Origin of the sequence: Vibrio mediterranei (assembly GCF_013364395.1) — a bacterium.
Lineage (GTDB): Bacteria > Pseudomonadota > Gammaproteobacteria > Enterobacterales > Vibrionaceae > Vibrio > Vibrio mediterranei.
In genome coordinates, this window is record NZ_JABXGK010000008.1 from 1,347,787 (window position 1) to 1,373,015 (window position 25,229).

32 protein-coding genes are annotated in these 25,229 nt (G+C 43.8%); 20 read left to right on the top strand and 12 right to left on the bottom strand.

Going from position 1 to position 25,229, the window contains the following annotated elements:
- Positions 1-258 precede the first annotated feature (258 nt).
- Positions 259-438 (top strand): hypothetical protein, encoded by a 180-nt coding sequence (locus HOP38_RS23120; RefSeq protein ID WP_006069383.1) that lies wholly within the window; start codon positions 259-261, stop codon positions 436-438.
- Positions 439-478: 40 nt separating this feature from the next.
- Here the strand turns inward: HOP38_RS23120 and HOP38_RS23125 are convergent, their stop codons facing one another.
- Positions 479-1,249, bottom strand: a complete 771-nt coding sequence (locus tag HOP38_RS23125; RefSeq protein ID WP_031493969.1) for a helix-turn-helix domain-containing protein — start codon at positions 1,247-1,249, stop codon at positions 479-481.
- A gap of 129 nt (positions 1,250-1,378) precedes the next feature.
- On the opposite strand from HOP38_RS23125, the gene HOP38_RS23130 reads away from it, so the two are divergent.
- Entirely contained in the window at positions 1,379-1,558 is a 180-nt protein-coding gene (locus tag HOP38_RS23130) for a hypothetical protein (protein ID WP_031493968.1), read from the top strand.
- Here the strand turns inward: HOP38_RS23130 and HOP38_RS23135 are convergent.
- Entirely contained in the window at positions 1,538-3,160 is a 1,623-nt protein-coding gene (locus HOP38_RS23135; protein WP_198559100.1) for an ABC transporter substrate-binding protein, read from the bottom strand. The two genes, HOP38_RS23130 and HOP38_RS23135, sit on opposite strands and share 21 nt — an antisense overlap.
- Before the next feature lie 165 nt (positions 3,161-3,325).
- Between HOP38_RS23135 and mpaA the strand changes: the two genes are divergently transcribed.
- A complete protein-coding gene (gene mpaA, locus HOP38_RS23140) occupies positions 3,326-4,063 on the top strand; it encodes a murein tripeptide amidase MpaA (RefSeq protein WP_198559101.1) in 738 nt (245 codons plus the stop codon).
- 9 nt (positions 4,064-4,072) lie between these two features.
- Here the strand turns inward: mpaA and HOP38_RS23145 are convergent, their stop codons facing one another.
- Positions 4,073-4,291 (bottom strand): hypothetical protein, encoded by a 219-nt coding sequence (locus HOP38_RS23145; protein WP_124941326.1) that lies wholly within the window; start codon positions 4,289-4,291, stop codon positions 4,073-4,075.
- A 239-nt stretch (positions 4,292-4,530) separates the two neighbouring features.
- On the opposite strand from HOP38_RS23145, the gene HOP38_RS23150 reads away from it, so the two are divergent.
- The 4 genes from HOP38_RS23150 (at position 4,531) to HOP38_RS23165 (ending at position 8,410) form a co-directional block, all read left to right on the top strand.
- Positions 4,531-4,932: a hypothetical protein gene (locus HOP38_RS23150; RefSeq protein WP_198559102.1), complete on the top strand. Its 402-nt coding sequence runs from the start codon at positions 4,531-4,533 to the stop codon at positions 4,930-4,932.
- A gap of 98 nt (positions 4,933-5,030) precedes the next feature.
- A complete protein-coding gene (locus HOP38_RS23155; RefSeq protein ID WP_198559376.1) occupies positions 5,031-7,130 on the top strand; it encodes a protein-disulfide reductase DsbD family protein in 2,100 nt (699 codons plus the stop codon).
- Positions 7,120-7,647, top strand: coding sequence for a protein disulfide oxidoreductase (locus HOP38_RS23160; RefSeq protein WP_198559103.1), 528 nt, complete (start codon positions 7,120-7,122; stop codon positions 7,645-7,647). The genes HOP38_RS23155 and HOP38_RS23160 overlap by 11 nt, the downstream gene beginning before the upstream one ends.
- A 25-nt stretch (positions 7,648-7,672) precedes the next feature.
- Positions 7,673-8,410 carry a DsbA family protein gene (locus tag HOP38_RS23165; RefSeq protein ID WP_038227142.1) on the top strand — a complete coding sequence of 246 codons (738 nt, stop codon included), beginning with the start codon at positions 7,673-7,675 and terminating at the stop codon, positions 8,408-8,410.
- Here the strand turns inward: HOP38_RS23165 and HOP38_RS23170 are convergent.
- Positions 8,403-9,347: a LysR family transcriptional regulator gene (locus HOP38_RS23170; RefSeq protein WP_062462021.1), complete on the bottom strand. Its 945-nt coding sequence runs from the start codon at positions 9,345-9,347 to the stop codon at positions 8,403-8,405. The two genes, HOP38_RS23165 and HOP38_RS23170, sit on opposite strands and share 8 nt — an antisense overlap.
- A gap of 100 nt (positions 9,348-9,447) precedes the next feature.
- On the opposite strand from HOP38_RS23170, the gene HOP38_RS23175 reads away from it, so the two are divergent.
- Positions 9,448-10,800 (top strand): MATE family efflux transporter, encoded by a 1,353-nt coding sequence (locus tag HOP38_RS23175; protein WP_038227144.1) that lies wholly within the window; start codon positions 9,448-9,450, stop codon positions 10,798-10,800.
- Positions 10,801-10,870: 70 nt separating this feature from the next.
- Positions 10,871-11,203 carry a zinc ribbon domain-containing protein YjdM gene (locus tag HOP38_RS23180; RefSeq protein WP_006075210.1) on the top strand — a complete coding sequence of 111 codons (333 nt, stop codon included), beginning with the start codon at positions 10,871-10,873 and terminating at the stop codon, positions 11,201-11,203.
- Positions 11,204-11,311: 108 nt separating this feature from the next.
- Here the strand turns inward: HOP38_RS23180 and HOP38_RS23185 are convergent, their stop codons facing one another.
- Both HOP38_RS23185 and HOP38_RS23190 read right to left on the bottom strand, forming a co-directional pair.
- Complete coding sequence (locus HOP38_RS23185) at positions 11,312-11,752, bottom strand: YtoQ family protein (protein WP_198559104.1); 441 nt, start codon at positions 11,750-11,752, stop codon at positions 11,312-11,314.
- Positions 11,753-11,766: 14 nt separating this feature from the next.
- Complete coding sequence (locus tag HOP38_RS23190; protein ID WP_031495897.1) at positions 11,767-12,063, bottom strand: putative quinol monooxygenase; 297 nt, start codon at positions 12,061-12,063, stop codon at positions 11,767-11,769.
- An 86-nt stretch (positions 12,064-12,149) separates the two neighbouring features.
- Here HOP38_RS23190 and HOP38_RS23195 point away from each other — a divergent pair, with 86 nt between their 5' ends.
- The gene (locus HOP38_RS23195; protein ID WP_006075207.1) at positions 12,150-12,554 is read left to right on the top strand and encodes a VOC family protein; all 405 of its coding nucleotides are present in this window, start codon (positions 12,150-12,152) and stop codon (positions 12,552-12,554) included.
- Between the two features lie 45 nt (positions 12,555-12,599).
- Here HOP38_RS23195 and hutZ read toward each other — a convergent pair whose 3' ends face one another.
- From hutZ to hutW, 3 genes are read right to left on the bottom strand one after another with little or no spacing between them, the layout of a single operon-like run.
- Entirely contained in the window at positions 12,600-13,136 is a 537-nt protein-coding gene (gene hutZ, locus HOP38_RS23200) for a heme utilization protein HutZ (protein ID WP_006075206.1), read from the bottom strand.
- 59 nt (positions 13,137-13,195) lie between these two features.
- The gene (gene hutX, locus HOP38_RS23205; protein WP_006075205.1) at positions 13,196-13,705 is read right to left on the bottom strand and encodes a heme utilization cystosolic carrier protein HutX; all 510 of its coding nucleotides are present in this window, start codon (positions 13,703-13,705) and stop codon (positions 13,196-13,198) included.
- A 35-nt stretch (positions 13,706-13,740) separates the two neighbouring features.
- A complete protein-coding gene (hutW, locus tag HOP38_RS23210; RefSeq protein ID WP_006075204.1) occupies positions 13,741-15,162 on the bottom strand; it encodes a heme anaerobic degradation radical SAM methyltransferase ChuW/HutW in 1,422 nt (473 codons plus the stop codon).
- 164 nt (positions 15,163-15,326) lie between these two features.
- Here hutW and HOP38_RS23215 point away from each other — a divergent pair, with 164 nt between their 5' ends.
- From HOP38_RS23215 to HOP38_RS23240, 6 genes are all read left to right on the top strand, one after another.
- Positions 15,327-16,085: an energy transducer TonB gene (locus tag HOP38_RS23215; RefSeq protein ID WP_198559105.1), complete on the top strand. Its 759-nt coding sequence runs from the start codon at positions 15,327-15,329 to the stop codon at positions 16,083-16,085.
- 2 nt (positions 16,086-16,087) lie between these two features.
- A complete protein-coding gene (locus HOP38_RS23220; protein WP_171389788.1) occupies positions 16,088-16,786 on the top strand; it encodes a MotA/TolQ/ExbB proton channel family protein in 699 nt (232 codons plus the stop codon).
- The gene (locus tag HOP38_RS23225) at positions 16,779-17,195 is read left to right on the top strand and encodes an ExbD/TolR family protein (RefSeq protein ID WP_006075200.1); all 417 of its coding nucleotides are present in this window, start codon (positions 16,779-16,781) and stop codon (positions 17,193-17,195) included. The genes HOP38_RS23220 and HOP38_RS23225 overlap by 8 nt, the downstream gene beginning before the upstream one ends.
- Before the next feature lie 45 nt (positions 17,196-17,240).
- Entirely contained in the window at positions 17,241-18,095 is an 855-nt protein-coding gene (locus HOP38_RS23230; protein ID WP_198559106.1) for a heme/hemin ABC transporter substrate-binding protein, read from the top strand.
- Between the two features lie 62 nt (positions 18,096-18,157).
- The gene (locus HOP38_RS23235; RefSeq protein ID WP_198559107.1) at positions 18,158-19,192 is read left to right on the top strand and encodes a FecCD family ABC transporter permease; all 1,035 of its coding nucleotides are present in this window, start codon (positions 18,158-18,160) and stop codon (positions 19,190-19,192) included.
- A 41-nt stretch (positions 19,193-19,233) separates the two neighbouring features.
- Entirely contained in the window at positions 19,234-20,025 is a 792-nt protein-coding gene (locus HOP38_RS23240; RefSeq protein ID WP_198559377.1) for a heme ABC transporter ATP-binding protein, read from the top strand.
- A 78-nt stretch (positions 20,026-20,103) separates the two neighbouring features.
- Here the strand turns inward: HOP38_RS23240 and HOP38_RS23245 are convergent, their stop codons facing one another.
- Entirely contained in the window at positions 20,104-20,565 is a 462-nt protein-coding gene (locus HOP38_RS23245) for a TetR/AcrR family transcriptional regulator (protein ID WP_006074644.1), read from the bottom strand.
- A 520-nt stretch (positions 20,566-21,085) separates the two neighbouring features.
- Here HOP38_RS23245 and HOP38_RS23250 point away from each other — a divergent pair.
- Positions 21,086-21,385 (top strand): YfcZ/YiiS family protein, encoded by a 300-nt coding sequence (locus tag HOP38_RS23250; RefSeq protein WP_006074643.1) that lies wholly within the window; start codon positions 21,086-21,088, stop codon positions 21,383-21,385.
- 28 nt (positions 21,386-21,413) lie between these two features.
- Here HOP38_RS23250 and HOP38_RS23255 read toward each other — a convergent pair whose 3' ends face one another.
- Positions 21,414-21,704 (bottom strand): YnjH family protein, encoded by a 291-nt coding sequence (locus HOP38_RS23255; RefSeq protein ID WP_124941334.1) that lies wholly within the window; start codon positions 21,702-21,704, stop codon positions 21,414-21,416.
- A 44-nt stretch (positions 21,705-21,748) separates the two neighbouring features.
- Here HOP38_RS23255 and HOP38_RS23260 point away from each other — a divergent pair, with 44 nt between their 5' ends.
- From HOP38_RS23260 to HOP38_RS23270, 3 genes are all read left to right on the top strand, one after another.
- Positions 21,749-22,351, top strand: coding sequence for a hypothetical protein (locus HOP38_RS23260; RefSeq protein ID WP_031493535.1), 603 nt, complete (start codon positions 21,749-21,751; stop codon positions 22,349-22,351).
- Positions 22,352-22,465: 114 nt separating this feature from the next.
- Positions 22,466-22,678, top strand: coding sequence for a hypothetical protein (locus tag HOP38_RS23265; RefSeq protein WP_198559108.1), 213 nt, complete (start codon positions 22,466-22,468; stop codon positions 22,676-22,678).
- A 7-nt stretch (positions 22,679-22,685) separates the two neighbouring features.
- Positions 22,686-24,290, top strand: coding sequence for an SgrR family transcriptional regulator (locus HOP38_RS23270; protein ID WP_198559109.1), 1,605 nt, complete (start codon positions 22,686-22,688; stop codon positions 24,288-24,290).
- Between the two features lie 35 nt (positions 24,291-24,325).
- On the opposite strand, the gene HOP38_RS23275 is transcribed toward HOP38_RS23270, so the two are convergent.
- Complete coding sequence (locus tag HOP38_RS23275; protein WP_006074638.1) at positions 24,326-25,225, bottom strand: LysR family transcriptional regulator; 900 nt, start codon at positions 25,223-25,225, stop codon at positions 24,326-24,328.
- Positions 25,226-25,229 lie beyond the last annotated feature (4 nt).

Here is a 25,229-nt window from a genome sequence, read left to right on the forward strand (position 1 = left end):
ACCCTCACGCATCTAACTGAAAATAAAGTTATTATCTTAGTGAGCTAAGGTAACAATATTCCTTCCTAATGACCTCTTTGGTTCTATATAGTCTTTGCATTTGATTGGAGTTATTGAAGCCTTTATCATTTTTCAAATACGGTTGATATACCACACGACATATTTTAAAGTCTACCTCTTGGCAGTTTGGCTAACTGTCATAAAAGTCAGATAGACTCAAAACCAAATAAATAAAAACAACGTCACAGGCACATAAACATGTTCGAACAAAAGACATTTCAGTTAATGAAGAACACTCTTGAAGGCAAGGTGAAGAATATCGATGTCATCCCACGATGCAGCAAAGAGTCACTAATTGAGGCCATTCATAGCGCATCAACTGTTAATGACTTAATCGGAATCAATAAAGCGATTCTGCGCCTCATTAGTAAGGCTTAGCTGGTGCTTTGGGACGGGTAGTTGACCTGTCCCTTTTTAATTAGCGTTTAATTGATGAATGCGGACCTGGTAATTTCAATTTAGGTTGAAATTCACCTTTCGCTCCCATGTCCACAATAGTGTATTCGTTGTAACGCTCGGTGCAGTCATAGCGACTCTGGCTTAGTTTATGAGCGTTAATCATCAGCTCTTCTAACTCAAGATTATATTGATGAAACTCTTCTTCGGTTAATGTCAGCTTTGCGCTAATCAAGTAAACATTATTATCGTCAGGATCTATCTCCTGGACTTCGGCCTTTAGAGCATCAATCACTTGGTTTTTAAAGAAATTTGAGAACTGGCTATGCTTTCCAAATGCAATGTGCCGTGGTACCGATAGCTTAAACTCCAATCCCTCAGAGAGTGCAATCAACCCAACATTTTCCAAATCACGTAAATAAAGGTACATAGATTGTTTATCTAAGTCATAACGCTGCATGAGGTCGTCTGCACTAAGGTACTCATCAATAATGCCAGCTATTAGTGTATAAAGCTCCGGCGATTGACAAAACGCGCTATCTTGTTGTTCTGTGTAGGTTGGCACTTCACTGACAGCGTTTTCTGCATTCAAAACAATGGTCGATAACGGTGTTTGGATCAGAGCTGCAATGTCATTCATCCGACTAATGGAAAGCGGCTGATGTAAGTTGAGCATCCGTTTTACACTGACTTCCGACACCTGAAGTGCTTTAGCAACATCCAAGTAAGACATTTTTGAGTTTTTCAGCGCTCTTTTTAACTCTTCGCAAATCTGTTTAGCGATGGCATCCATTGTACAAATGTCCCAAGTTTCTTATCGTGCCACCTAAAGTATCACATTAAGACCTAATTTTGTTTCCAATTGAGGAAACGAATCAATATGCGACCATAAAAACTCAACCACACTATATTAGGTCGCCTTATGATGAACACTATTTTCGATTTTGTCCCTGAACTACAACGACGCAGCTATCAAGAGAATTTAGCTCCAAAAGCTCAATCTGGCTTTTTCAACTCGACACAAAAAAGCCAGCTTAAATTAGCTGGCTTGGCAATCATTGTGGTGGTATTAAGTGGACTTTTATTTCGCTTTTACATATAAGTCCTTAGAGTAGATTCGCCCTTCAACATTATTCATTGGAAACCCGCCGACCGTCGGCCTTACTAAGCGAGCTTGCATGTAATAATAGATTGGCGCAATCGGCATATCCTGGGCTAACAAGGATTCTGCCTGATCGTAAAAACGCGCTCGCTCTTCGTCTGTAGTTGCAGCGAGTGCTCCATCAATAATCTTGTCGTAAGCCTTGCTCTTGTAAAACGCTCGGTTGCCCGCATTATCAGACGTCATCAGACTTAAGAACGTAGATGCTTCATTGTAGTCTCCGCACCAAGAAGTACGAAGTACGTCAAAGTTACCTTCACGACGAGCCACCAAGTATGATTTCCACTCTTGATTCTCTAACTCTACTTTTGCCCCCAAGTTTTTATTCAGCATTGACGCAATCGCTACAGCAATTGATTTATTGCTTTCGCTTGTATTGTATAGAAGTTTAATGTCCAGTGGGTTGGCATCGTTGTACCCTGCTTCAGCGAGTAACTTCTTAGCCTTCTCATCACGTTGTTTTTGTGTCCACTTGCTGTAATCAGGTTGCGTCGCGTCAAAGCCCGCTACATATTTGTGAGCAAACGTATAAGCAGGAAGATTTCCAACTTGTGTTACACCATCTGTAATCACATCACGCATAATGGTGTAGGAAACCGCTTGACGCACTTTTGGATCATTAAATGGCGCTTTGGTCGTATTGAAAGCGTAATAGTAGGTACACAGCAACGGAACAACGGTATAGGCATCCGGCTGTTCTTTCTTGAGCTTTGGTGCCATTGCAGTTGGTACATCCGAGGTAATGTCCACTTCTCCAGAGGCGTAGCGGTTCATCGCTGCTGTTTGACTTTCAAACGGAATATAAGTGACTTGATTGAGTACCGTATGATCGTTATCCCAGTACTGATTGTTTCTCGCCAGTTCAATACGTTCGTTAATGACCCAGTTCTTTAGCACAAACGCGCCGTTAGAAACCATATTCCCTGGCCTAGTCCACTTATCTCCAAATTGCTCTAGGTTTGACTTATGGACCGGCATCATTGATGAATGTGCAGTCATAGCGACAAAATACGGCACCTGACTGTCCAGCTCATACTTTAAGGTGTAATCATCCACAGCTTTCACCCCTAACGAATCTAGCGGCGCTTCTCCATTAATGATGGCTTGAATATTCTTAATTTTGGTCAGCTTTAAATACCAACCATTAGCCGAGGCAAAGTTAGGATCGGCGGCTCTTTTAAGGCTATAAACGAAATCTTGCGCGGTAACCGGATCGCCATTTGACCACTTCGCATCTTTTCTTAAGTGAAAGACAAAGGTTTTGTTGTCACTAGTTTCCCAAGACTCGGCAACACCGGGAATGACATTTCCTTCTTTGTCTTGAATCACTAGACCTTCAAATAAGTCCCTTAGAACATGCATTTCTGGTAATCCCTCAGCATTAGCCGGGTCCAGCGTTGCTACTTCCGCATCGTTGCCACGTACGATTTTTTGAGTCTCAGCCAGTTGTGTGCCATCGGGCACCGTCGCACCCTGTACTGAAAACGTCGCTGCAATGAGCGCTGAGAGAATCGATACTTTCCATGAAGTAGTGTGTTTCATCCTAAACCGCCTGATTGGTGTCGTTATTATAAATTTGCCCTTTGGTCATCGATAACACATTGGTTTCTTTACAACAAAAAGGCTTTCAATAGCATTACATCACTATTTATGGCATATATAACCACAGAATGCCGTGAGGAAAGGCAAGAAGTTGGGATGTAGAAAATGGATAATGCAAATCAAACAAAGCCGCAATTACGCCCAAGGGCACTAAGGGCAGAATTTCAAAACAAACCAGAAACGTATGGTCACTCTGTTTTAGGCGCACCATTATTGTACTTTCCGGCCCAAATCAACTCACCGGAGCGAGGACTCATACTGGCAGGTACCCACGGAGATGAGACCGCATCCATTACCGCGTTGTCGTGTGCCCTTCGTACCCTGCCTGCTGAATACCTGAAACACGATGTTATCTTATCAATGAACCCTGATGGCAATCAGCTGGGGACTCGCGCCAATGCCAATCAAGTCGATCTAAATAGAGCTTTCCCGACGAAGACATGGACGGACAAAGGAACAGTATATCGCTGGAGTACCTCAGCAAGTGAACGTGACGTCAAAGTAAAAACTGGTAATGTGACTACTCTTGAACCAGAGATTAGTGCCCTTGTTGACTTGATCGAGGCTCGAAGACCACAGTTTGTCGTATCACTTCATGAACCATTAGCCTGTATCGATGATCCGGAACATTCTGAATTAGGTAAGTGGCTTGCAAAGCGTTTCTCACTGCCTTTGATTGACGATGTCGGGTATGACACGCCTGGTTCGTTTGGGAGTTGGTGTGACGAGAAAGGACTGCCTTGTATCACGCTCGAATTTCCTGCCATTTCAGCGGACAATGCGATAGAAGAACAGTTAGAAGCACTTATCGATTTGTTGCAATACAGTTCAACAAGTGCTTAATCAAAACGGTTACTTGTCATTGCGACGTTTGAATTTGCGGCCAAGATAAACCACACCGACTAATAATGCGATGTAGTAAAAAAACTGGCTAACATACATACCAATTTCATCTTTGTTCGGTAGATTCACGTGCTCCCAAAATGTAAATACCTGTTCCGACTTACCCGAATCAAAAATCATCCAGACGGTCACCGCCAGACAGACACCCATGAATACCAAATTTCTCATTTACTACACGTGCTCCATTCATTGACTCTCTTACCTTAGCCACTTATTGGACGTGGGTGAGAGCGAGTAATCTGACAAGACTATCAGTGAAGATAAACAAAATCAGTGATTCATACCCGTTAATTTTCACTCCCGTTAAAATTAATCTAGATTACTTTACATTTTTGGACATGATTTCACTTGACGTTTATGACTAACAAGATAACGTAAGCACTCATTTTGAACACGACGGCTTTGGTTTGCATACATTTAGGCAATCTATTTTTCGCACACTCTTCCTACTCACTGCCATTTTGGTAGTGATGTTTTGTGCGCTAAAAACGAACGTTGCATACCACAGCCAACTGGTAGAAGTCGCACCAATACCCGCACCTTATATGAGCGAGGCGGCCCTGTTCAACTCCAATTCCATCGAGAAAATCGTCCATAACATCACCCCAGTTGATGAACCATGTCGATTGACACAAAAGTTGCTTGGACAATCTTTTGCTCATTTAGAAACCTTTACTCCGCTTCTGTTTTTGGTCGCTTTGTTAGCACTGCTTTCTGAGCGCAAAGTTAAGCCAGCCCATACTCGCCGAAGCGATACCTATCCTCCTAAGCTCAGGCTTCACGTAACTCACTGTACTTTCCGGGAATAAAACGCCTCCAACTTAGGTCTATTTATTACTTATTGGAGATTACTGTGTCTTATACAAACACAATGTTAACGACTCGCACTACGCGTAGCCGTCTTTTAATGTCGCTTTGTCGACAAACATTTAGCACTCTAGTGCTAACGTTCGCGATCGTCTTCGTTGCACTTTACAGTGCAATGTCAAATGCGCAATCTACAGGATGGATTCAAGATCCAATGCATCCACCGGTGAAGGTTCGGCTGCTATCTACCGGCCACCTCGATCCACAAACTAAACAGATGGAGATGGTTCTTAATGTCGAACTCGATGGAGAGTGGAAAACCTATTGGCGTAGTCCCGGTGAAGGCGGTGTCGCACCAGAATTTGATTGGAGTGCTTCGACGAATGTCGAAGCGGTAGATTGGCAATGGCCCGTACCTGCTTATTATGAGCAGCTAGGGGTGATGACATTAGGGTACAAACACGAAGTCAGCTTCCCGATTATTGTCACCGTGACAGATACGTCCAAACCAATCTCGCTCAAAGCCAACTTGCGATTGCCAAGCTGCACCAATATCTGTGTGATAGCGGATTACCCAATTGATTTAGAGATTGATCCCAATGTTCTCTCACTAGATTCCGATGCCGCGTATCTGTTTGGTCAAGGCATGAGCTTGACGCCCAAAAAGGACAACCAAATCTCCGTAGAGGCAAGCTACTGGAATCAGCAAGCACAAGAGCTTCAACTTAAGCTAACCAGCAAAACGGCTTGGAAAAAACCACAGATTTTGGTCGATGGAGACGAAGTCAGTGATGAGTTCTTCGCACAACCCAAAATAACCATCGAAGGCAATACTCTGTATGCCAAATTTGATGTTAGCAATTGGCTTGGTGAAGCAGATATCAGTGACAAAAACATTCAAATTACCGTGTCAGATGAGCTGATATTAACGGAAACGTCAACACAAGTATCCACGATACCAATGGCCTATCCTGAGAGTGGAAGCCTCATTTGGATGATAGGATTCGCTCTTATAGGCGGTCTGATTCTCAATATCATGCCTTGTGTACTTCCAGTGCTTGGCATGAAGCTTAACAGTATCATCTCGGGCGTGAATCAATCGCCAAAGCAAGTTCGATTGTCATTTCTCGCTTCCTCGTTCGGCATCATCAGCTCATTCCTACTACTTGCTGGTGCCTTAACATCTCTGAAGATGGCTGGGCATATGGTTGGTTGGGGTATTCAATTCCAGAATTATTGGTTTATTGCCTTTATGGCGATAGTTACCCTATTGTTTTCAGCGAATTTGCTTGGTTTATTCAACATACAACTCCCAAGCAGCCTCAACACCTGGATGGCATCTAAAGGTGACCATAGCTATGGGGGGCATTTCGTTCAAGGGATGTTTGCAACGTTACTAGCGACACCATGTAGTGCTCCCTTCCTTGGTACTGCAGTTGCGTATGCACTGGGAGCAAGCTATACCGAGCTTTGGTTGATTTTTGTGGCACTCGGCATCGGAATGAGCTTACCGTGGCTGTTGTTTACGCTGTTCCCATCCTTGGTTAATGTCTTCCCTAAACCAGGTCCTTGGATGAACAAAGTGAAGCTAGCATTTGGTGCAATGATGTTATTGACCAGTCTTTGGTTAGTAACACTACTGTCAACCTTTATTGGTTTTGCTTTAACCGCAGCGTTGGTAGCCATTATTATCATTGCTACCCTGATACTCATTGGCAAACAATACGGGCGCAAGGCAGTAGCTGTTCTCTCTGCGCTATCGATTTTTGTCGTTGGTGGTGGACTGATCATCGGCAGTGTGACCGCAGATAAATGGTCCACGCCTATCGTTGATGATCTTCACTGGCAGAAACTGGATCGTGATCAAATACCAGAGCTCGTGGCTCAAGGAAAAACCGTATTTGTTGACGTTACTGCTGACTGGTGCATTACCTGTAAAGCCAACAAAATTGGCGTCATTCTACAAAACCCAGTTTATGAAAAACTTCAGCAATCAGACATCGTACTGATGCGTGGAGACTGGACAACGCCAAGCGACAGCGTGACTCAATACCTACAGAGCTATGGACGCTTTGGAGTGCCATTTAATATTGTCTACGGTCCAGAATATCCGCAAGGCATCCCAATGCCCGTTATTCTGACGTCAGAGGTGGTTATGCAGTCTATCGATATGGCCAGCGGAGAGACACATGAAGGCTAAATCGACCGAAGAAAAACCTTGGTCCAGCCGTCTTAAAAAATGGTCAAAAGAGCTCATCAGCATTGTTATTTTGATGACATTGGTTTCAATGGCTCTGGATTGGTATCGCAGTACATCAATGCCCAGTGGTAAAGCGCCTTCGTTAAAAGCGATGACCACCCAAGGCTTGCCTGTCGATATCATTCAACAAAGCCAGGAAAAACCGGTTGTACTGTATTTTTGGGCGACGTGGTGTGGTGCTTGTAAATTTGTCAGCCCAACGATCAATTGGTTTGCAAGCGACCATCAGGTGCTATCTATTGCCCTATCGTCGGGTACAAATGAACGCGTCCAACAGTATATGACAGCTAAGGAATACGATTTTCCGGTGATTAACGATACAACCGGACTAATTAGTCGACAATGGAACATCAGTGTCACACCGACCGTTGTCATCATAAACAAGGGGCAGATTGAGAGTATCTCGACTGGCATCATCACGCCGATTGGGCTGTGGTTACGGATTTTATTTGCCTAGTGTTCACTGGGCATAAGGAAAAACAATGAAAAAAACACTTATTTCAATGGCGATCAGTATCGCTGCGCTACTTCCAACTCTGTCTCATGCTGCTTTAACCGCTGAGCAACAACAACAGTTAGACAGTATTCATCAGCTATTGACCGAAAACCCAGAGATCATCGGCGATCTACAGCTAAGTCTTCAACAGTATGTCGAAGGTCAAAAACAGCTTGAGAATGCAAAAAAGCAGAGTGAATCATGGCTAAACGATACGACAATTCACACTGTTCTGGGAAATACAGATGGATCGACAGTCATCGTCAATTTTACCGACTATAACTGCCCATATTGCAAGCGCTTGGATGGCGAACTGACGAAGTTAGTTGCTAACTATAAGGATTTAAAAGTCATCAATATCTATGTCCCGCTCAAGCAGCAAGTCATTGAAGGGCTCGATACTAACTCCGCAGCATTTGCCATTAAGGTTTGGCAGCAAGCACCCGAAAAGTTTGTAGAAGTGAATCGTCTACTTGTCGCGAAACCTGGTATACATACCAAAGACTCTATCGAAGCCATCGCGAAAAAGACAGATACAACACAGTATCTAACAGGTGATACGAAAATTAACGAGTCTTTAGTGAAAAACTACAAAACATTTGTTGCCTTGGGCTTACGTGGGACACCCGCTATGTTCATTGGCGATGAGCTGATTCCAGGCTATGTCCCTTACGACAAACTGGAACAGGTCATCAAAAAGAACATGGCTGAAAACGCTAGCTAATTGGCCCCCAACCATAATGCTCAGAAAGCTGATTGAGCTTTCTGAGCTCTTCTTTCGTTTCGGTCATTAGCCATTGCGCTAACTCCTCAACAATCGGTGAGCCCGTCCTCTTATGGCAGAAATAGCGCCAACTACTAAAATGGATCTGCGCATTTTTGGGGCACACAAGATACTCTCGTTCCAGTTCCGGTAAAGCAAGCAGTAAATCGGTAACGGCAACACCATGGCCTGACAAGCAAGCACTCAAGGTTAAATCCAAGGTAAAGAATGTTGAATTTCGCACCGGTTGATTACTCTTGTATTGGATTTTATCCAACCACACTCGCCAATCAATATGATCAAGTGTTGGATGCAGTCTTGGTAGCGTCAGAAGGTGTTCAATATCGCGGTTTTCACCGAGTAACTGCTGAGTACAAACAGGTGCCATGTACTCTTCTCGCATAAAGGATATTTCCGGATCGTTTTGATAAGCTTCACTTTCACGAGTGGTAAAAACGAATAGGTCATAATCGCCTTTCCTTAAACTTTCCTCTTCATCAATTACCGGAATAACGGCAATTTCATAATCAGGGAAACGCTCGTTTAGCTTCTGTATTTTCGGTAATAGCGCTCGAGTGGCATAACTTAACGCTGCGCGAATCACTATCTTGTTACTCTGGACTTCTTTCCAAGACTCAAGCAACGACTGAAGGGCCTGATAATTACGTCCCAAAACTTCAAACAGTGCTTGCCCTTTCAACGTCAGCTGAATTGAGCGATGACCACGAATAACCAATGATGCATTGAGATCATCTTCAAGTTGCTTAACTTGGCGGCTCACTGCACTTTGAGTAACGTGAAGCTCTTGCGCTGCAGAGGTAAAGCTCATATGCCTTGCTACGGTTTCAAAGACTTTTAGTGCATTGTGTGAATAGGGAATATTCGAATATAGATTCATAATTGCTCACATGATCTGAAGTCATGCCAGAGTGACACAAATGTTAATTGAACACCATAGTTATGCATATAAAATGACCTCATCATAACCTGAGGCTATCATGAAGAAAATTCTATCCCTTGCTGCACCACTTATTGTTTCTCAGCTAATTTCAATGGCGCTGGTCCTTACTGATGTTTGGATGATGGCACAATTGAGTGTGAGTGATCTTGCGGGTGGTGGTCTTGGAGCCTCAGTCTATACGTTCGTTTTCCTCATCGCAGGTTCAACCGTAGGATGTGTCGCTAACCTCATCGCCATTGCTTATGGACAAAGTGTAGCTCGCCCTGAGTATGGGTTAAAACAAGTCCGATTGGCAGTAAAAGGCGCTCTGATGTTAGCCGTGCTTCTGACTATCATCCTAACGACAGCGTTTGTTTTCGCCCCAGATTTTCTGAGAGTTGCTCAACAGCCTGAAGAAGTGATTACGGTCGCCATGGTCTACCTTGATACTTTAAAGTGGGCCATGTTGCCGACGCTATTGCTGCTTATCTTGCGTGGCCTGACGAGTAACTATGGCGATGCCAAATCTGTGATGATTATGTCTCTGGTTACCGTCATTTTGAACGTCCCTTTCAGCTATTGGTTAGCATTTACTTTGGATTGGGGAATTGCCGGGCTCGGTATAGGTACCGCTCTTGCCGCAACACTGGTCTTAATTGGTTATGCGACTTGGGTATTCAAACGTCCAGTGTACTATCGGTTTGCACCTTGGCTCCATCTTGAGGAATACAACTGGCGTTTGATGCTACCGTTATTGTCGATGGGTATCCCTATTGCTATTGCAGGAGCTCTAGAAATGGGGCTGATATACGGTGGCACCTTGATGGCAGGGTTTATTGGCGTAACTGCTCTTGCCCTGCATCAAATCCTATTGCAATGCTTAAGTTTCACTTGGAATATTAATTTTGGTTTTTCTCAGGCTGCGGCCATTCTTGTGGGCAAAGAGTTCGGCAATGATAACCTCATTGGAGTCAAAGCCGTTGCGAAGCGAAGCTTCGCACTAGTGACGATACTAAGTGCTGTACTAGCGGTAGTCTTCATTGCTTGGCCGGACGCGATTGCCAGTTTGTTCCAACTGGATGGAGAAGGTGAACATGCATTAACGGACATGTTATCTTCATTGATTTGGGTTGTCGCACTGTGCTTCGTAGTAGATGCTTGGCAGTTGTTAGCCATTAACCTGCTTCGTGGCATGAAGATCGTCAAGCTTCCAACTCTAATGACCGCCATAGGATACTGGGCATTTGGTCTACCAGCCGCATGGTGGTTAATGGAACGCTATGAGCTTGCTGGTATCTGGGGCGGTATATTGGTGGGTTTAGCGGTAACTGGGTTATTGTTACTGGCGCAACTTATTGTCGAACTGCGTCCTTCAAAGACGCTAAGAGACAACGTGGTTGGCGTTGGCTAATAAACTGCTCGCATCATACTGGCAGAGTTATTACCATACTCACAAACTATACTGAAATCAGGATTTAACTATGTCTCTTCCTCCTTGCCCAAACTGTCAATCTGAGTATGTGTATCAGGACCAAAGCCAACTCATCTGCCCTGAGTGTGCTCACGAATGGAATCCTAATGAAGTGCCGGAAGATGCCATCATTGTTAAAGACTCGAATGGTGCAGTATTGGAAGCTGGTGACAAGGTGACGATGATCAAAGACCTTAAAGTTAAAGGCAGCTCTCTAGTCATCAAGATTGGCACGAAAGCTGTTGTTCGCAATATCAATGATGGTAAAGACCATCAGCTTGATTGCAAGGTGGATGGTGTTGGTGAAATGATGGTGACGGCAAAGTTCGTTAAAAAAGCCTAGCCCGCGCCATTACAGCTGACAAGCCAGCAGTCTTCTAGATTGACCAATAAAAACGCACATATTTTTTCACTATATAAATAAAAAATGTGCGTTTTTTGTTGTCTGACATTAGTTGTTAGTCACGTACTGCAGAATCCCCACGATCTGTTGTGGTGTCTCAGCCCATGCCATTGCCGCGGCATCTACCTCTTTAAGAGGATGAATAATCCCTTCGTCGTGCAAAGTGATAAATGGTTTATCTAACGCGGCCAACATACCAGCATCAAACGCAGCATTCCATTGACGGTACTTGTCTCCAAACCTAACTACACCAATATCGCATTGTTTAATTAGGTTTTTAGTGCGAATCGCATTCACTTTCGATGATTGATGATCGCGCCAAAACTGGACGTCGTTAGATCTAAGGTGATCGCCCGCTGCATCGCTAGATTCATGATCCGTATTCGCGGAATAAAACTCGATATCTAACTTAAGCTCTGCAGCACCTGCGATGATTTGCTCACGCCAATCTGTATGAATCTCTCCGCTCAAATACACTTTCCAACTCATTTTATTTCCTTGTTTTATGGGTTTGTCGCAATCACATCAGCTCTTATCACCATGGTGTCGAGCACCAAATCTGCAAGCAATTTACGACTGTCTAAATAGTGCGATGTCTGTTTATGTACCTGCAGTGCGTGCAGGTCTTGGTAGATTTCGTATAGGTAGAAATCTTGGGGTGCTTCCTTATCTTGAATAACGTCAAACCGGTAACACTCAGGCTCGTTTGTCACTGAGGCTTTAGCATTTTCCATCATTACTGATTTGTAGTGCTCTTCGCTACCTGGTTTCACCCGATTTCGAACAATAATGCAATACATCTTACCCTCTCCTTGGTATGAATTTGAAATCACATATATTTATTGTATACAATTTGATTGAAAATAGAATACAAGGGATGTAAAGAATGAAAAGACCTTCTCCATTTAATGGTATGAGACACATCGCGTTAGTAGTGGAAAAGTTTGAAGAGTGTGAAGCGTTTTATACCGATATCATGGGTATGGAAGTGTTAAGAAGAGCCAATGAAAACTTGGTGTACTTAACGTGTGGCAACGATAACCTATCATTAGGAAGAGCAAAAGCTCAGCGAGTCTGCTCACCCACTAGCGTCGACCATTTTGGATTTATCGTCAACAGCAAGGAAGAGCTTCAAGAATGGTACGAATTTATGCAGGCGCGGGGCGTCACGCTATTAGACGAGCCCCACGACCATAGCGATGGCGCGCGGAGCTTTCATTGTAAAGATCCCGAGGGGCATGTCATTCAGCCCCTCTATCATCCTGTTGTTTCACACCAAACGTTCATTTAGAGCACTTGGTGTATCTGATATTACTCTTAGTGACTGTATCGTCGCTTAAGCTTCAGATTTTTCGACTTTACGATGACCTTCTTGAAGATGTACAAAATCAACAAGGTCATCGCCAGATACTTGATATGCTTGCCCAAAGCCTTTAACGAAAAGACCTTGTTCTGCTTTCAAGTTAAATAGAATGAAGTCTTGTAGTTGACTTAGACCATCAATGATTTCACCAAAGCGATCTTGCATTTGAGCAATAACAGCTTGCCATTGCTCAGTATCGCGCTCAACAATGGACGCTACAGCGTCAAACGTCAGTCGCTTGCGTGCAAAAAGCTGTTTACTGTCGCTTTCATCTTCAATCATCATTAAAGATACATTAGGATTTTTCTCAAGGTTGCGAGCATGACGAGCAATCTGAGAGATCAGAACAAAGTATCCATCCTGATTTTGGACGTAAGGCGCATAACTAACGTTTGGTCGTCCCTCTTCATCTACCGTTGCCAATTGAATGGTTTTACGTTCTTGACGAAACTCTTTGATTTCTGGGCCAAGTCGACCTTGTAAGCGTTCTTGCTTAACTTGTTGATCCATTATGAATTCCTCACTTTCTCTAATAATTATAATTCTAAATTTGAATTTTGGTTGCGCGTTTACTGGCTAGATAACCTTTGCTTAAGAGCGTTAAATTGCTCTACCTGCTCAGGGAATAGGACTCGCTTCTTGTCACGCCCTAGGTAAATCTTAAACACGTTATGACCTGTTTCATCGAAGAAACCAAAATAGTGGCTTTCGCTGCCCATAAAAGGTTTGCTTACCAAAGCCACTTTAGTAATTAGGTCGAGCTTCAAATGTCCATGAAGTTCCCCTTCCTTGCCCATCAGGTTGTAATAACCTCGAGCAACTTTACCTTTAGGAAACGGTGCTTTTACTTCAAAGATTGAGCCAAACGAATGAACTATTGTCGTCACAGGACCCCAAGTTGTTAATGATTCGAGTAACTCCTGTGCAACGCTGCCGTCTGCAATGGCAACCATCTCGCCTGGCAGTGCACAAACAACATCACATTCGGTCACTTGTAGCTTCTCAGCAATAGCAGCTGGCAATAGTGACGGTTCTTGTTCCAGTATCTCAGCAACTTGCTGTTTTAAACTTTTTGACATTTTATTTTCCGTGATAGGTTTCCAATATTTACAAGCTAGGAGGCCATCTTCGATGGATGTCCTTTGCCACTTTGACCATGGCCGTGACCATGCGGATGTGTGTTCATACTTTTACGAGGGCTCAACGTATTAATCGCTTCAATGGCGCCCTGTGCGAGCGTCACAGCCCAGAAACTGCCAGCTAGAGTCAGCACCAGATAATCTTGTTCTAGCTCCACCAATCCATTTTTACTCCAAATAGCGAATAATGGTTTAAGCAGCTCGAACGTATCCTGCCCTTTGAAACTTGGTAGTGCACTGCGACGTACAACACCACTATCGAAGCCCGCTTTGAGTGCCGCATTAATGGACTCAGTCGGCCCTTGCTTCACCATCATCGCAATCGTAGAACGACCACTCTTCATTGCATCCATATACGCATCAAGTGAGCGATGATGCATCAACCCATAGCCACCAATGTTGCCACCCGCACCGCAACCAATAGGTAATACCTCAGCATAAGTTTTCGCCAAGCTGTTATATTGACTACGTTCACGATTGTCGCGAGCCCAATGGTTAACACTCAGTTGTTTAATATGATGCTTATCCATAAAGGCAACACCACGTTCGTACATACTGGCTTTGTCCGGGGTTGTTGCCGGCGCGGGTATTCTTCCTTTCTCGACCATGTTTAGCATCGGTGCACTACCACCAACCACCAACTGGTAAAGATCCGCACCATGAGCTCCCGTATCCAAAAAGTCTTGTAAGTCTTGCTCAAACACATCCAACGTTTGGTATGGAAGTCCGTAAAGCAAGTCAATGATTATCGGAGCCTCGTCCCTCGCACTTAACGCGGCAACTCGCTCCAGCACGACTTCACGGTCATCCAATCGCTTGGCGCTGCGGCGAACTTTAGTGTCAAAGCTCTGAATTCCGAACGAAAAACGGTTGAAGCCTCCTTCAAGTGCTTTATCAAACATCTCATCGGTGAAGCGGTTGGTTCGACCTTCAAGCGTTATTTCGCAATCAGTAGACAATGGAAATGAAGAACGAATAGTTTTGCCAAGTATCTCTACCTGATCTGGTGACAAATCCGTTGGCGTTCCACCGCCGATATACACAGCGTGAAATAATCCTGATTGCGTCCACGCCAAACGGGACTTTATTTCAATCTCCTTTAATAGAGCCTCGAAATAGTCATCAACAAGCTGGCGACTCGCTGCGTTTTGAAAAAAATTACAGAATGTACACCTAACCCGACAAAACGGGATATGGATATAGAGACACCGCTTATTTGCTTTAGACACAGAAGTAGACGTGATGTTCTCAAAAATCTGAGATTGCTGCTCAGCAGCGATTGGCATCGACATTCCTCCTGCATGAGGAGATGACTTTTTATTGAATGCAAAACGGAGTGGATCCGGCGTCGATATACCAAAATGAGAATCATTTAATTGATTCAAGTCAATTTTCATAGCTAGTCTCAAAAGAGTTCAAAGCCCTTTAAACAAAGGGCTAATCCAAAACTCAAATGATCATAAATAGACTTAAATGATAATGCAATTGATAATTGATCTTATTTTCATTGTAATACATAATCTCACTTGTGAATTGATTTGAGGGATAGGCTGGAGTTGTTGTGAATATTACCCGCTATGTTGTTGCTGGCGTTGTTTCTGTTGCCTTACACATGAGCTTAATGCTGGCTCATAAAGAACAACAAGTCTTCGCAATGCCTTCTGGAAGCACTTCTCAATCTGTCTCTCTTAACTTTGTCGCTCCAAAAGCATCTCCAACAGAGAAGCCATCCGAACAGCAAAAAACAGACCCTACACCGCAAGAAAAACCGGTAGTTAAGGAAACCGCTCCCGAAGCGGTTAAGAAAGAGGTGGTGAAAAAGAAGCCGCAACCCGTTAAGAAACCTGAACCGAAGAAAGTGGTTAAGAAGCCTCAACCTAAACCAGCTCCTAAGAAAAAGCCTGTCGAAAAGGTGGTGAAGCAAGAAGAAACCAAACCACTAAAGCCAGAGAAAACCGAAGAGAAAAAAGTAGATAAAACACCATCTAGCTCTGACAGTGCGCCTAAAGCGGTCGTAAACAGTGGTGTCAGCAGCGAACCCATTTTGGTGACTGAACCAGCGTTCCTATCAAAACCAGTGCAACCGCGCTACCCGCGTATTGCCCGTAAACGTGGCATTGAAGGTGTTGCAACGTACGAAATTTGGCTAGATGAAAAGGGTCGACAAGTAAAACAGGTGCTTATCTCCTCTTCTGGCGCGACTATCTTAGATAAATCTGCGCTCGACGCTATCAAACAATGGCAATTCTCTACACATACTGTCAACGGTGTGGCGATGGCACATCGAATTCAAATACCCGTTCGTTTTAAATTGGATTAATCATGGAACAACTGCATTATCTCGAAGAGCAACTTGGCTTGATGGCATGGCCACTTATCATCTGCTCTGCCTTAACCGCAATGATCATCATCGAGCGTCTATTTCAAATCGCAATTAGTAGCGGTGTAGGAAAGAGTGCTATTCGACAAGAGCTCAATCAAGCATCTCCGGTAAACGAAAAAGAGATCGAAGCACTGGCGAAAGATTTAGTTCAGAAACGCCCGCTTCTTTACAAAGGGGTGGCAATGCTCCTCGCACACCACTCATTTGCCAAATCACTTCGAGAAGACGCGGCTTCCATTTGGTTGCAAGATAAACGTCACCAACTCCACTCAGGACTACGCATTTTAGGATTGATCGGTGTTATCAGCCCGCTTATTGGCCTTCTTGGTACTGTGCTAGGTCTGATTGAGATGTTCAAAGGTATTGCGGCTGCCTCAGGCAACGTCACCCCGAATGATCTGGCTGACGGTCTTGGGCTGGCCATGAGAACCACTGCGGCAGGTCTCATCATTGCACTACCTGCTATCGCAGGTTCACAACTCATTAGCCTGTGGGCTGACAGAATTGTTGCCAAACTTGAGCACACTCTTAACTACGTTAACTTATGGTTAGAAGGCGTGGAAATGCAGCACTCTGATAAAGATCCACTCGTTGTAGACAATATCGATAAACTGCCAGCGAGAGCGGCACATGATTAAAGTCAGCCAAAACCACCAGCAGAGTTCGCTCTATCCAGATTTGACCCCACTTCTCGACATCATCTTCATCGTTATGGTGTTTCTGATGTTGACGGCATCTGTTCGTTTAGAGTCACTGCAAGTCGACTTACCCACTACCGAGTCCTCTGCCGTTTCTGAGGTAGATACGCAGTCCATTACGGTCAACATTCTGGCTCAAGAGCCCTATTGGGCTATAGATGGTAAACACTATATCGACTGGGAAAACTTCAAATTGGCTTTACTCGAACAATCCAGTTCAAGCAAAAGCCCAATCATTATTGGAGCAGAGAAAACGGCAGACGTTCAACATCTCGTGCAACTACTCGCTTTTATGCAAGAGAACGGTATACCAGCGACCCAACTGCTCACCGACGAACCAACAGACTAATAATGACTCAAGTTAAGAATCACACCAATTAACAAGGACTATTCAATGAACAAAACGCTTAAAAACCTGATGTTGGTTGGCGCACTTTCCACTATTCCTGCGGTTTTCTCTAGCGCAACTGCAGCAGAAAAAATCGTCAGCGCTGGCGCATCCGTAACTGAGCTGATTTACGCGCTAGATGCTCAATCTAAACTCGTGGGGGTTGATGTAACAAGTGTTACGCCAGAGGGAACCACTATTCCTAAGGTCGGCTACCATCGTGCCCTTTCTGCGGAAGGACTATTGGCACTAGAACCGACTCTGGTTATTGGTTCCGATGAGATGGGACCAAAACCAGCCCTCGACCAGCTAAGTCGTGTAGGTGTTGACGTTGAGGTGGTCGATACGTCTTCAACCATCGAAGGGCTGAATCATCGTATCGACCAGATAGCCAAGCTAACTAACAGCGAAGCAAAGGTTGGTGAACTAAAAGAAACAGTAGCTCAGCAAGTAGAGGCACTCAACAGTAACCAGCCTAGTCAATCCAACATGAAAAAAGTGCTATTCCTTCTGATTCACGAAGGACGCCCGGCTAACGTTGCAGGTAATGGTACTACTCCAGACGCCATCATTAAGCTTGCAGGAGGTATCAATCCAGCGGCTAGCCAAATTGATTCGTACAAACCGCTATCTAATGAAGCCATGGTAGAAATGCAACCTGATGTGATTCTTGTGAGCGGTAGAAGCTACGAGAAAATGGGCGGAAGTGATGCGGTATTAAAAGCGCTCCCTCTGCTAGCCGCAACTCCAGCTGGGAAAAATGGTGACATCGTGACGATTGATGGCCATGCCCTTGTTGGTGGATTAGGTCTCAAGAGCTTGGCGGAAGCCAAACGCATTAATGAACTACTTTATCCATAATCACCATAACAGCGTGGTGTTTGCCGCCACGCTGTGGCCTTTGAAAGAGATATTCAACTTTTATGTTAAGACGGTTCTCTAATACCTACGTTTTCGGCGGCTTCGCAGTTTTACTCTTCTTTTCTGCTGTTTACTCGATAACAGTTGGTCCAATGAATATTACTATTATGGACAGCGTTATTGCGCTCACTAGTCGAAGCAATACACTAGCCCCGCATATCAATTTGATTATTCACGATATCCGATTACCTCGAACTATGCTTTGTATGTTTGTTGGAGCTATTTTAGCGGTATGTGGGACGGTCATGCAGGGTTTGTTTCGCAACCCACTTGCGGAGCCAGGTATTATAGGCGTTTCCGCCGGAGCTTCTCTTGGCGGAGCGATTGCGATTGTAGGTTTTTCAATAATCGGTGTTGAGTTTCCTCAGTTTATGGCTTTAGCTATCGTGCCTGTTTTCGCGTTTTTTGGTGGCGCATTGACAACTCTACTCGTATACAAACTTGGCACTAGCAAATTTGGAACGTCGGTAACTATTATGTTGCTTGCTGGGGTGGCTATTAGCGCACTTTCTGGCGCTGGTATCGGTTTTCTTAACTTCGTTGCCGACGATCAAATGTTGCGCGATCTTTCCTTATGGTCAATGGGCTCATTAGCAGGAGCAACTTGGGGCAAAATTGCTTTATCAGCCGTTACACTTATCGGGTTATTTTACTTTTTCTATAAAAAAGCAATGTCGTTAAATGCTCTACTTCTTGGGGAATCAGAAGCAAAACACCTTGGTATCCCAGTCCAAAAGCTCAAACGTCAATTGATTTTGCTTACTGCTGTTGGGGTGGGCGTCACCGTGAGTGTCTCGGGCATGATTGGGTTTATCGGGCTAGTCATTCCACATCTAGGACGCATGTTGTGTGGCCCAGATCATCGCACTTTACTACCACTGTCTGCTTTGTTGGGAGCGTTACTGATGACCGCTGCTGACATGTTTGCTCGGGTTGCGGTTGCTCCAGCAGAACTACCCGTAGGGATCGTGACCGCCATTATCGGCGCCCCCTTCTTTCTCTACTTACTATTCCAGCAGAAAGGGAAAATCTTATGAGTGTTACTACGGTAGATACGATAGCAATATCACAGCCTTCAATGTTAACCAAAGAAAAATCCCCTGCCATATCTGCTAATGATGTCAGTGTTAGATTTGGTGAGCGGGTGATTTTGGACAACGTAAGTATTGAGTTGAACTCGGGAGAAGTTACCACTTTGCTAGGCCCGAATGGTGCCGGAAAAAGCACCTTGTTAAAGCTGCTTTGTGGTGAAACAGAATCTGAGGCCGATGTCGCTTACTTTGGCCAGTCAAGAAAACAATGGAACCCCAAAACATTATCAAAGCATTTGGGTTTATTGCCTCAACACAGTACGTTATCTTTTCCTTTTCTTGCTTCGGAAGTAGTCGAACTTGGAGCCATTCCGCTTGATATGGCTAATAAGGACACCAAAAAACTTGCTTTACAGTACATGCAACAGGCCGACGTAGCACATTTGGCGAATCGCCTCTACCCTTCACTGTCAGGTGGCGAAAAGCAGCGAGTTCACCTAGCTCGTGTTCTAACTCAATTGCATCTTTCTGGCGACAAGAAGATCCTAATGCTTGATGAACCAACATCTGCACTTGACCTTGCGCATCAACACAACACTTTAGCTATCGCTCGTGAGCTAGCTGACAACCACAACACTGCGGTAGTGGTCGTTTTACACGACTTGAATCTCGCCTCTCAGTATTCCGATAGAATTGTTATTTTACACAACGGCAAATTGGTTGCCGATGGTGCTCCAAAAGATGCCATCAATAGTGAGATGATTGAGCGAGTATATGGCTACAAAACCATTATTTCCCGACATCCGCAACTTGGCTTTCCGGTCGTATTAGCAAGTTGATTAGACTGACAACTATTGGTTTTCATCAGCAATAAAAAAACCGCTTGTGAACAAGCGGTTTTTTTATGCGAGCGTTGGTTACTTTGACAACTGAATCAATGAACGACCAATCAACCATTCTAGTTCTTTATCACTGCCTTCGCCGTATTGAGACTCTACTAGTTTGTAAAGCCTATCTATACCTTTCGACGCAAACTCATGCGAGTTTTCAGAAGTAACAATATGATGGAAAAGTAGCTTCAAGATCGCCAAGAATTCTGGATTCTTCAACGACTCAATCCAACTGCCTGTAAAACCGTTGATTCCTTTTTCAAATTCTAAATGTTCCACGAACATCTTGAAAATTCGACCATCAAGCGCTGCCGTAAAGTCCGTTTTCTTTGGAAAATGGTGACTAATACCGGTTCGCGAAATACCTGTCTGTTGGCTCAAAGTGGTGTACGACATCTTGTCGTATCCTAGTCGGATGATCTGATCAACGACCGCTTCCATAATTTTCTGGATCGTAATCTCAGTATCTTCTTTACTACGCTTTGGCATTTTAAAGCTCTTCTCTTATCGTTATGTGCGTTCACTGTATGCTATACCATAATTAAAGCAGTACTCGGTATAGTTTTCTATTCATTAACGTATCGATTTGTTAAAACTCAGTTTACGGCATCTGAGGCGAATTATTAGCTAAACTCATGAACATTATACGTTTCATTGAGAATATTATAAAAAACAAACCATTGATTAATAAGTTATAAAGTCTAACACTTCTCTGATATTGATAAACTAGTCTGTACTACATCACTAGTGCGCAAGTCTCATTTATGAGAACTCGATCACAAAGATGCACTATTACTTGCATAATAAAAAAATATTAAAAAGCAATGACTTATAGTAATTCGATATATCACTTGTCACTTAATTAGATAAAAATAGTTAACAGTTAGAAAATTTCTGTTACAAAACCATATCTTAACGCAATGACCTAATCCTTTGAGCATGTATTTATTACTGGATACCTTATTTCCACAGATATAGAATAAACACAGATTTTGTAAGAGGTATCGTTATGTCAAATACATATGAAGAGCCAACCGTATGCGATGCATGTGGTGTAGCTGGTGAAATGGGCTTTATCATCAAAGAAGGCGACGACGTCGCCGAGGTACAGCTATTCAGTGATTCAAAAGCACAGTTAGAAGTTGAACTTCAAAAGTATGTTGAACTTGCTCAGGCTGTCTGTAAGAACGTTGAGTTTGAAGTTTCACCACTTGAAGAAAGCTCAAAAGAGCTCACTGCTCGATTCAAGTTTGAAGTCAGTGCTGAAAAACTGATCTTCGAACTGAAAACACGTTCTCTGGCAAGATAACTAGAGCTTACGTAACATCAAGCGAGCATTATTGCTCGCTTTTTAATTGCTTCCACTTAAGTTGACCATTCATTTCAAAGTCCTGCTCCGCCACACATTGCAATACTACACCTTCGACATTAATCACCGATCCTAATGAGTACGCTTTGTCGTTGTAATAACAGACTCGCTTACCGAGCTTGGAATCCGATAACAATACCGCAGCTCCAACATCTGCCCCAGGCGTGGTGATGGTTTTAGCCGATAAGGGCGAGGCGAAAGCACACATTATCGCCGTCACAAGGCCCAGTGATTTCCATTGTTTTCTCTTAATTTCCATTGCAAACTACCTACGTCGCTCTGATTGTATGGTATCTCGTTATTATGATTCGTTTTTTTGCTGCAATAGTTGCAGCCCTTTTGTTCACCACATGCTCAGTGGCGCAAGACCTCGATCATTATAAGCTACTTAACCATCTTGATAATTATGGCAACCTTGACCTGAGAAATAAGCCGTACACGACACTCCCCGAGGGATTAATCGTAAAAGGCAACCTCAATATCGCAAAGACACCTATTAAGATGCTACCTAATAATCTTGAAATCAAAGGTAGCTTAGATGCCTCAGATAGTTTAGTGGAATTCATGCCAAGAGGAACCAAAATCACAGGATACGCTAACTTTCTCGGAAGCCAATTGAAAGCGTGGCCAGCTGGTGTTGTTCCCGGTGGCTATATCAACCTCACGGATACGCCGGTAACCAAATTACCAAATGGTATGTATGTCAAAGGCGACCTAAGCGTCATTCGCACTAAATTAACTGAACTGCCCAATGGTTTGGTCGTAGAAGGCAACCTTTATCTGGGTGGTTCGCAAATAACTACTTTTCCCAAAAAACTCACGGTCAAAGGAAATATCTATCTAGGCGGTAACACCATTACTCAATGGCCAGACGACTTAACCTTGGGTGGTGCCGTCGCTCGTTAATGCATTAACTTAACCACTCATTTATAAAACCGGAACAGTGTAAAAATCTGTTCCGGTTTTTCAAATTCTACCAAGTGTAAGCTTTTACTACCGAAACGACAGAGGCTTTACACTATGACATTTTTCAATTTCGTTGCTAATTACTTTCAAGCCACCTATAAATATGAGGACAACAATAGCTTACTTGGAAAGCTGTTTTACGTCTCTCCAGCAGAGCGTGCCGAGCGACTTAATGAGCTGTTTGGTACTGATGCATTTTGGGGGATATCCACATATTCAGAGCGACATAAAGACTCCATCACAGAAAAACCGGAACAACGAGATTAAATAATCAATGGCAGCAGACAGGCGTAAACTTGAGCTCTACGAAAACCTTTTTAAGCAATTAGGGCCGGGAGATCACCGTATTACTATCGGCTCGATTGCAGAACATTTTCAATGCAGCGAGCGACATGCGCGAACGTTACTTAATCAAATGGAAACTAAGCAATGGTTATCCTGGACTCCTCTCCGTGGCAGAGGAATGAAGGGCAAACTCGTCTGCCTACAAGAACCTATTGAGGCCTGCTACAAAGAGGTTGAACAGGCTACTGTAGAAGGCAACTACGATTTGGCGCATAAACTGATTGGCTTTAACAATCGTAATGTCGCTAGTGGCCTAAAACATTACCTGACGCATGCAACAACAGCCAGTGAAGATACCATTTTTGCTCCATTTCATCGCAGACTCAGTTGGCTCCACCCTCATCACACTATGGAGCGTACTGAACGCCACCTCATTCACGAGGTTTTCCAGACCCTAGTCAATGTTAAAGGGACTGAATTCAGTGGTAACCTCGCCCATGCATGGGAAAGCGATGATGAGAAAATTAGCTGGGTCTTTTATCTGCGTAGTGGCGTCGTCTTTCACGATCAGTCTCCAGTCACCACCAATGACGTAGTAGAGAGCCTAAAGTCACTAACTCTCTCACCTTACTGGTGTGCGCTTTACGATCATATCGCTGATATTACTAGTCATACTGCTAACCAAATCCAGATAACACTTAAGTACCCTGACCCTCATCTACCTAAGCTTCTGAGCAGAGCCGAGGCATCCATTATGCCTAAGCATTTTATCTATCGTGCCGAGAGTCATTTCAAACCGATAGGCTCAGGCCCATTTATGGTGGATGTGAGTTCCGAAAAACTGCTTCGCTTGAAACGCAATCCGAACTTTTGTGGTCAATCGGCTCTGGTCGAACATATCGAACTTTGGATTCACAAGGAGTGGGCAGAAGATAAGAAATGCGCTGAAAATTTCTTCTTCCTTAGTGATGAGCAAGTTCAATACACGGCGTCAACATCCGATATTGGCTACTTTTTCCTACTCATCAATAATAAAGCCCTACAGAATTCGTCGTTTCAACACAGTTTGGAGAGGTTATTTAACGGTCGACTAGACTCACCGATCCCCTGTGATACACATGTCGACTTTTGTTTTGAAAACAACAACGAAAACCGTTGGTTTTCGCGCAAACTCATTAGTGCACTCAAGCAACAAAACGTTACCGCAACCGGTACTCAAGTCGTCTATGGTCATCCAGCACCTAAACAAGACCTAGCTATTGGTGGCATTCGCTTAGAGGGAGATAGAACCACTAGCCTAATCGCTTTTTTTAAGCTCTACCCATATTGGCAAGCAAACCTAACCTGGAAACAACAAGACCACTTGAAGCACACTCTATCGGCCGCACGCTCGGAGGCAGACACATCAAAGCAAAAGCAGATTCTCGACGCGTTGCTTACCTGGTTACACAAAAACCATGTACTGACGATTATTAAGTCAGAAGATCTTTGTTTGAGTATCCCTTCTCGTATTCGGGGCGTGGAAATCAACTCCATTGGCTGGTGCGACTTTTCCAAACTGTGGATCAAACAGAGAATGATACATTCTCACTAAGTCAATACTCGCTCTTACTCAGAAATAGTGAGATATCAGAAGTAGTGAGATATCGCTAAATAACGGGTTCGGATATGTTCTATCAACAGCCTCACTTTGTTTGGCGGTTGTCGAGTAAAAGGGTAAACGGCATAGATTCCCAAACGCTTACCCACTTGGTCAGGAAAAATATCCACCAGCTGACCATTGCGTATGTCATGGTATACCAAGCAGCGCGGGACATACGCGATACCATGCCCACCTAACGCCGCCTTTCGCAGTGCAGTGGCATTATCTGTAGAAAATGAGCCTGAAACGCGCACGATATAGTTACCTTTATTTGCCTTAAACTCCCACTCTGAAGCTCCGGTGGTCTGATAAGCGTATTGCAAACAATTGTGTTGCGTAAGATCTTCAGGCTTGAGAGGTTTGCTGTTTTTCGCAATGTAGGAAGGAGAAGCACAAACTACCCACTGAGAATCCAAGATATGACGCGCTATCAGGCTTGAGTCCTCTAGATATCCTGTACGAATAACAAGATCAAACCCTCCATCCACCAAGTCTACAAATCGATTATCTAACGACATATCAACGGTGAGACCGGGGTGCATGTTACAAAATTCGGCCACAGCATCGGCTAAGATCAAATCACCGGAGATAGATGGCACGGACATTTTGATGTGACCACTAATATTCTCACCATACCCTGAAACTGATTCCATAGCCTCTTGGGTGGCTTGCTTCACATTTTTCGCACCATGAACAAGTGCTTTACCAGCCTCAGTGAGCGTTAATTTACGCGTTGTTCGATATAATAATTGGACACCCAATTCTTCTTCTAAACGCGCAATTCTTTTACTAACTACTGAATTTGTAAGGTTATTTTGCTCTGCCACTCGGCTAAAAGCACCTGTTTCTACCACCTGGTAGAACAGAATTAAGTCATCTGCTCGCATCACA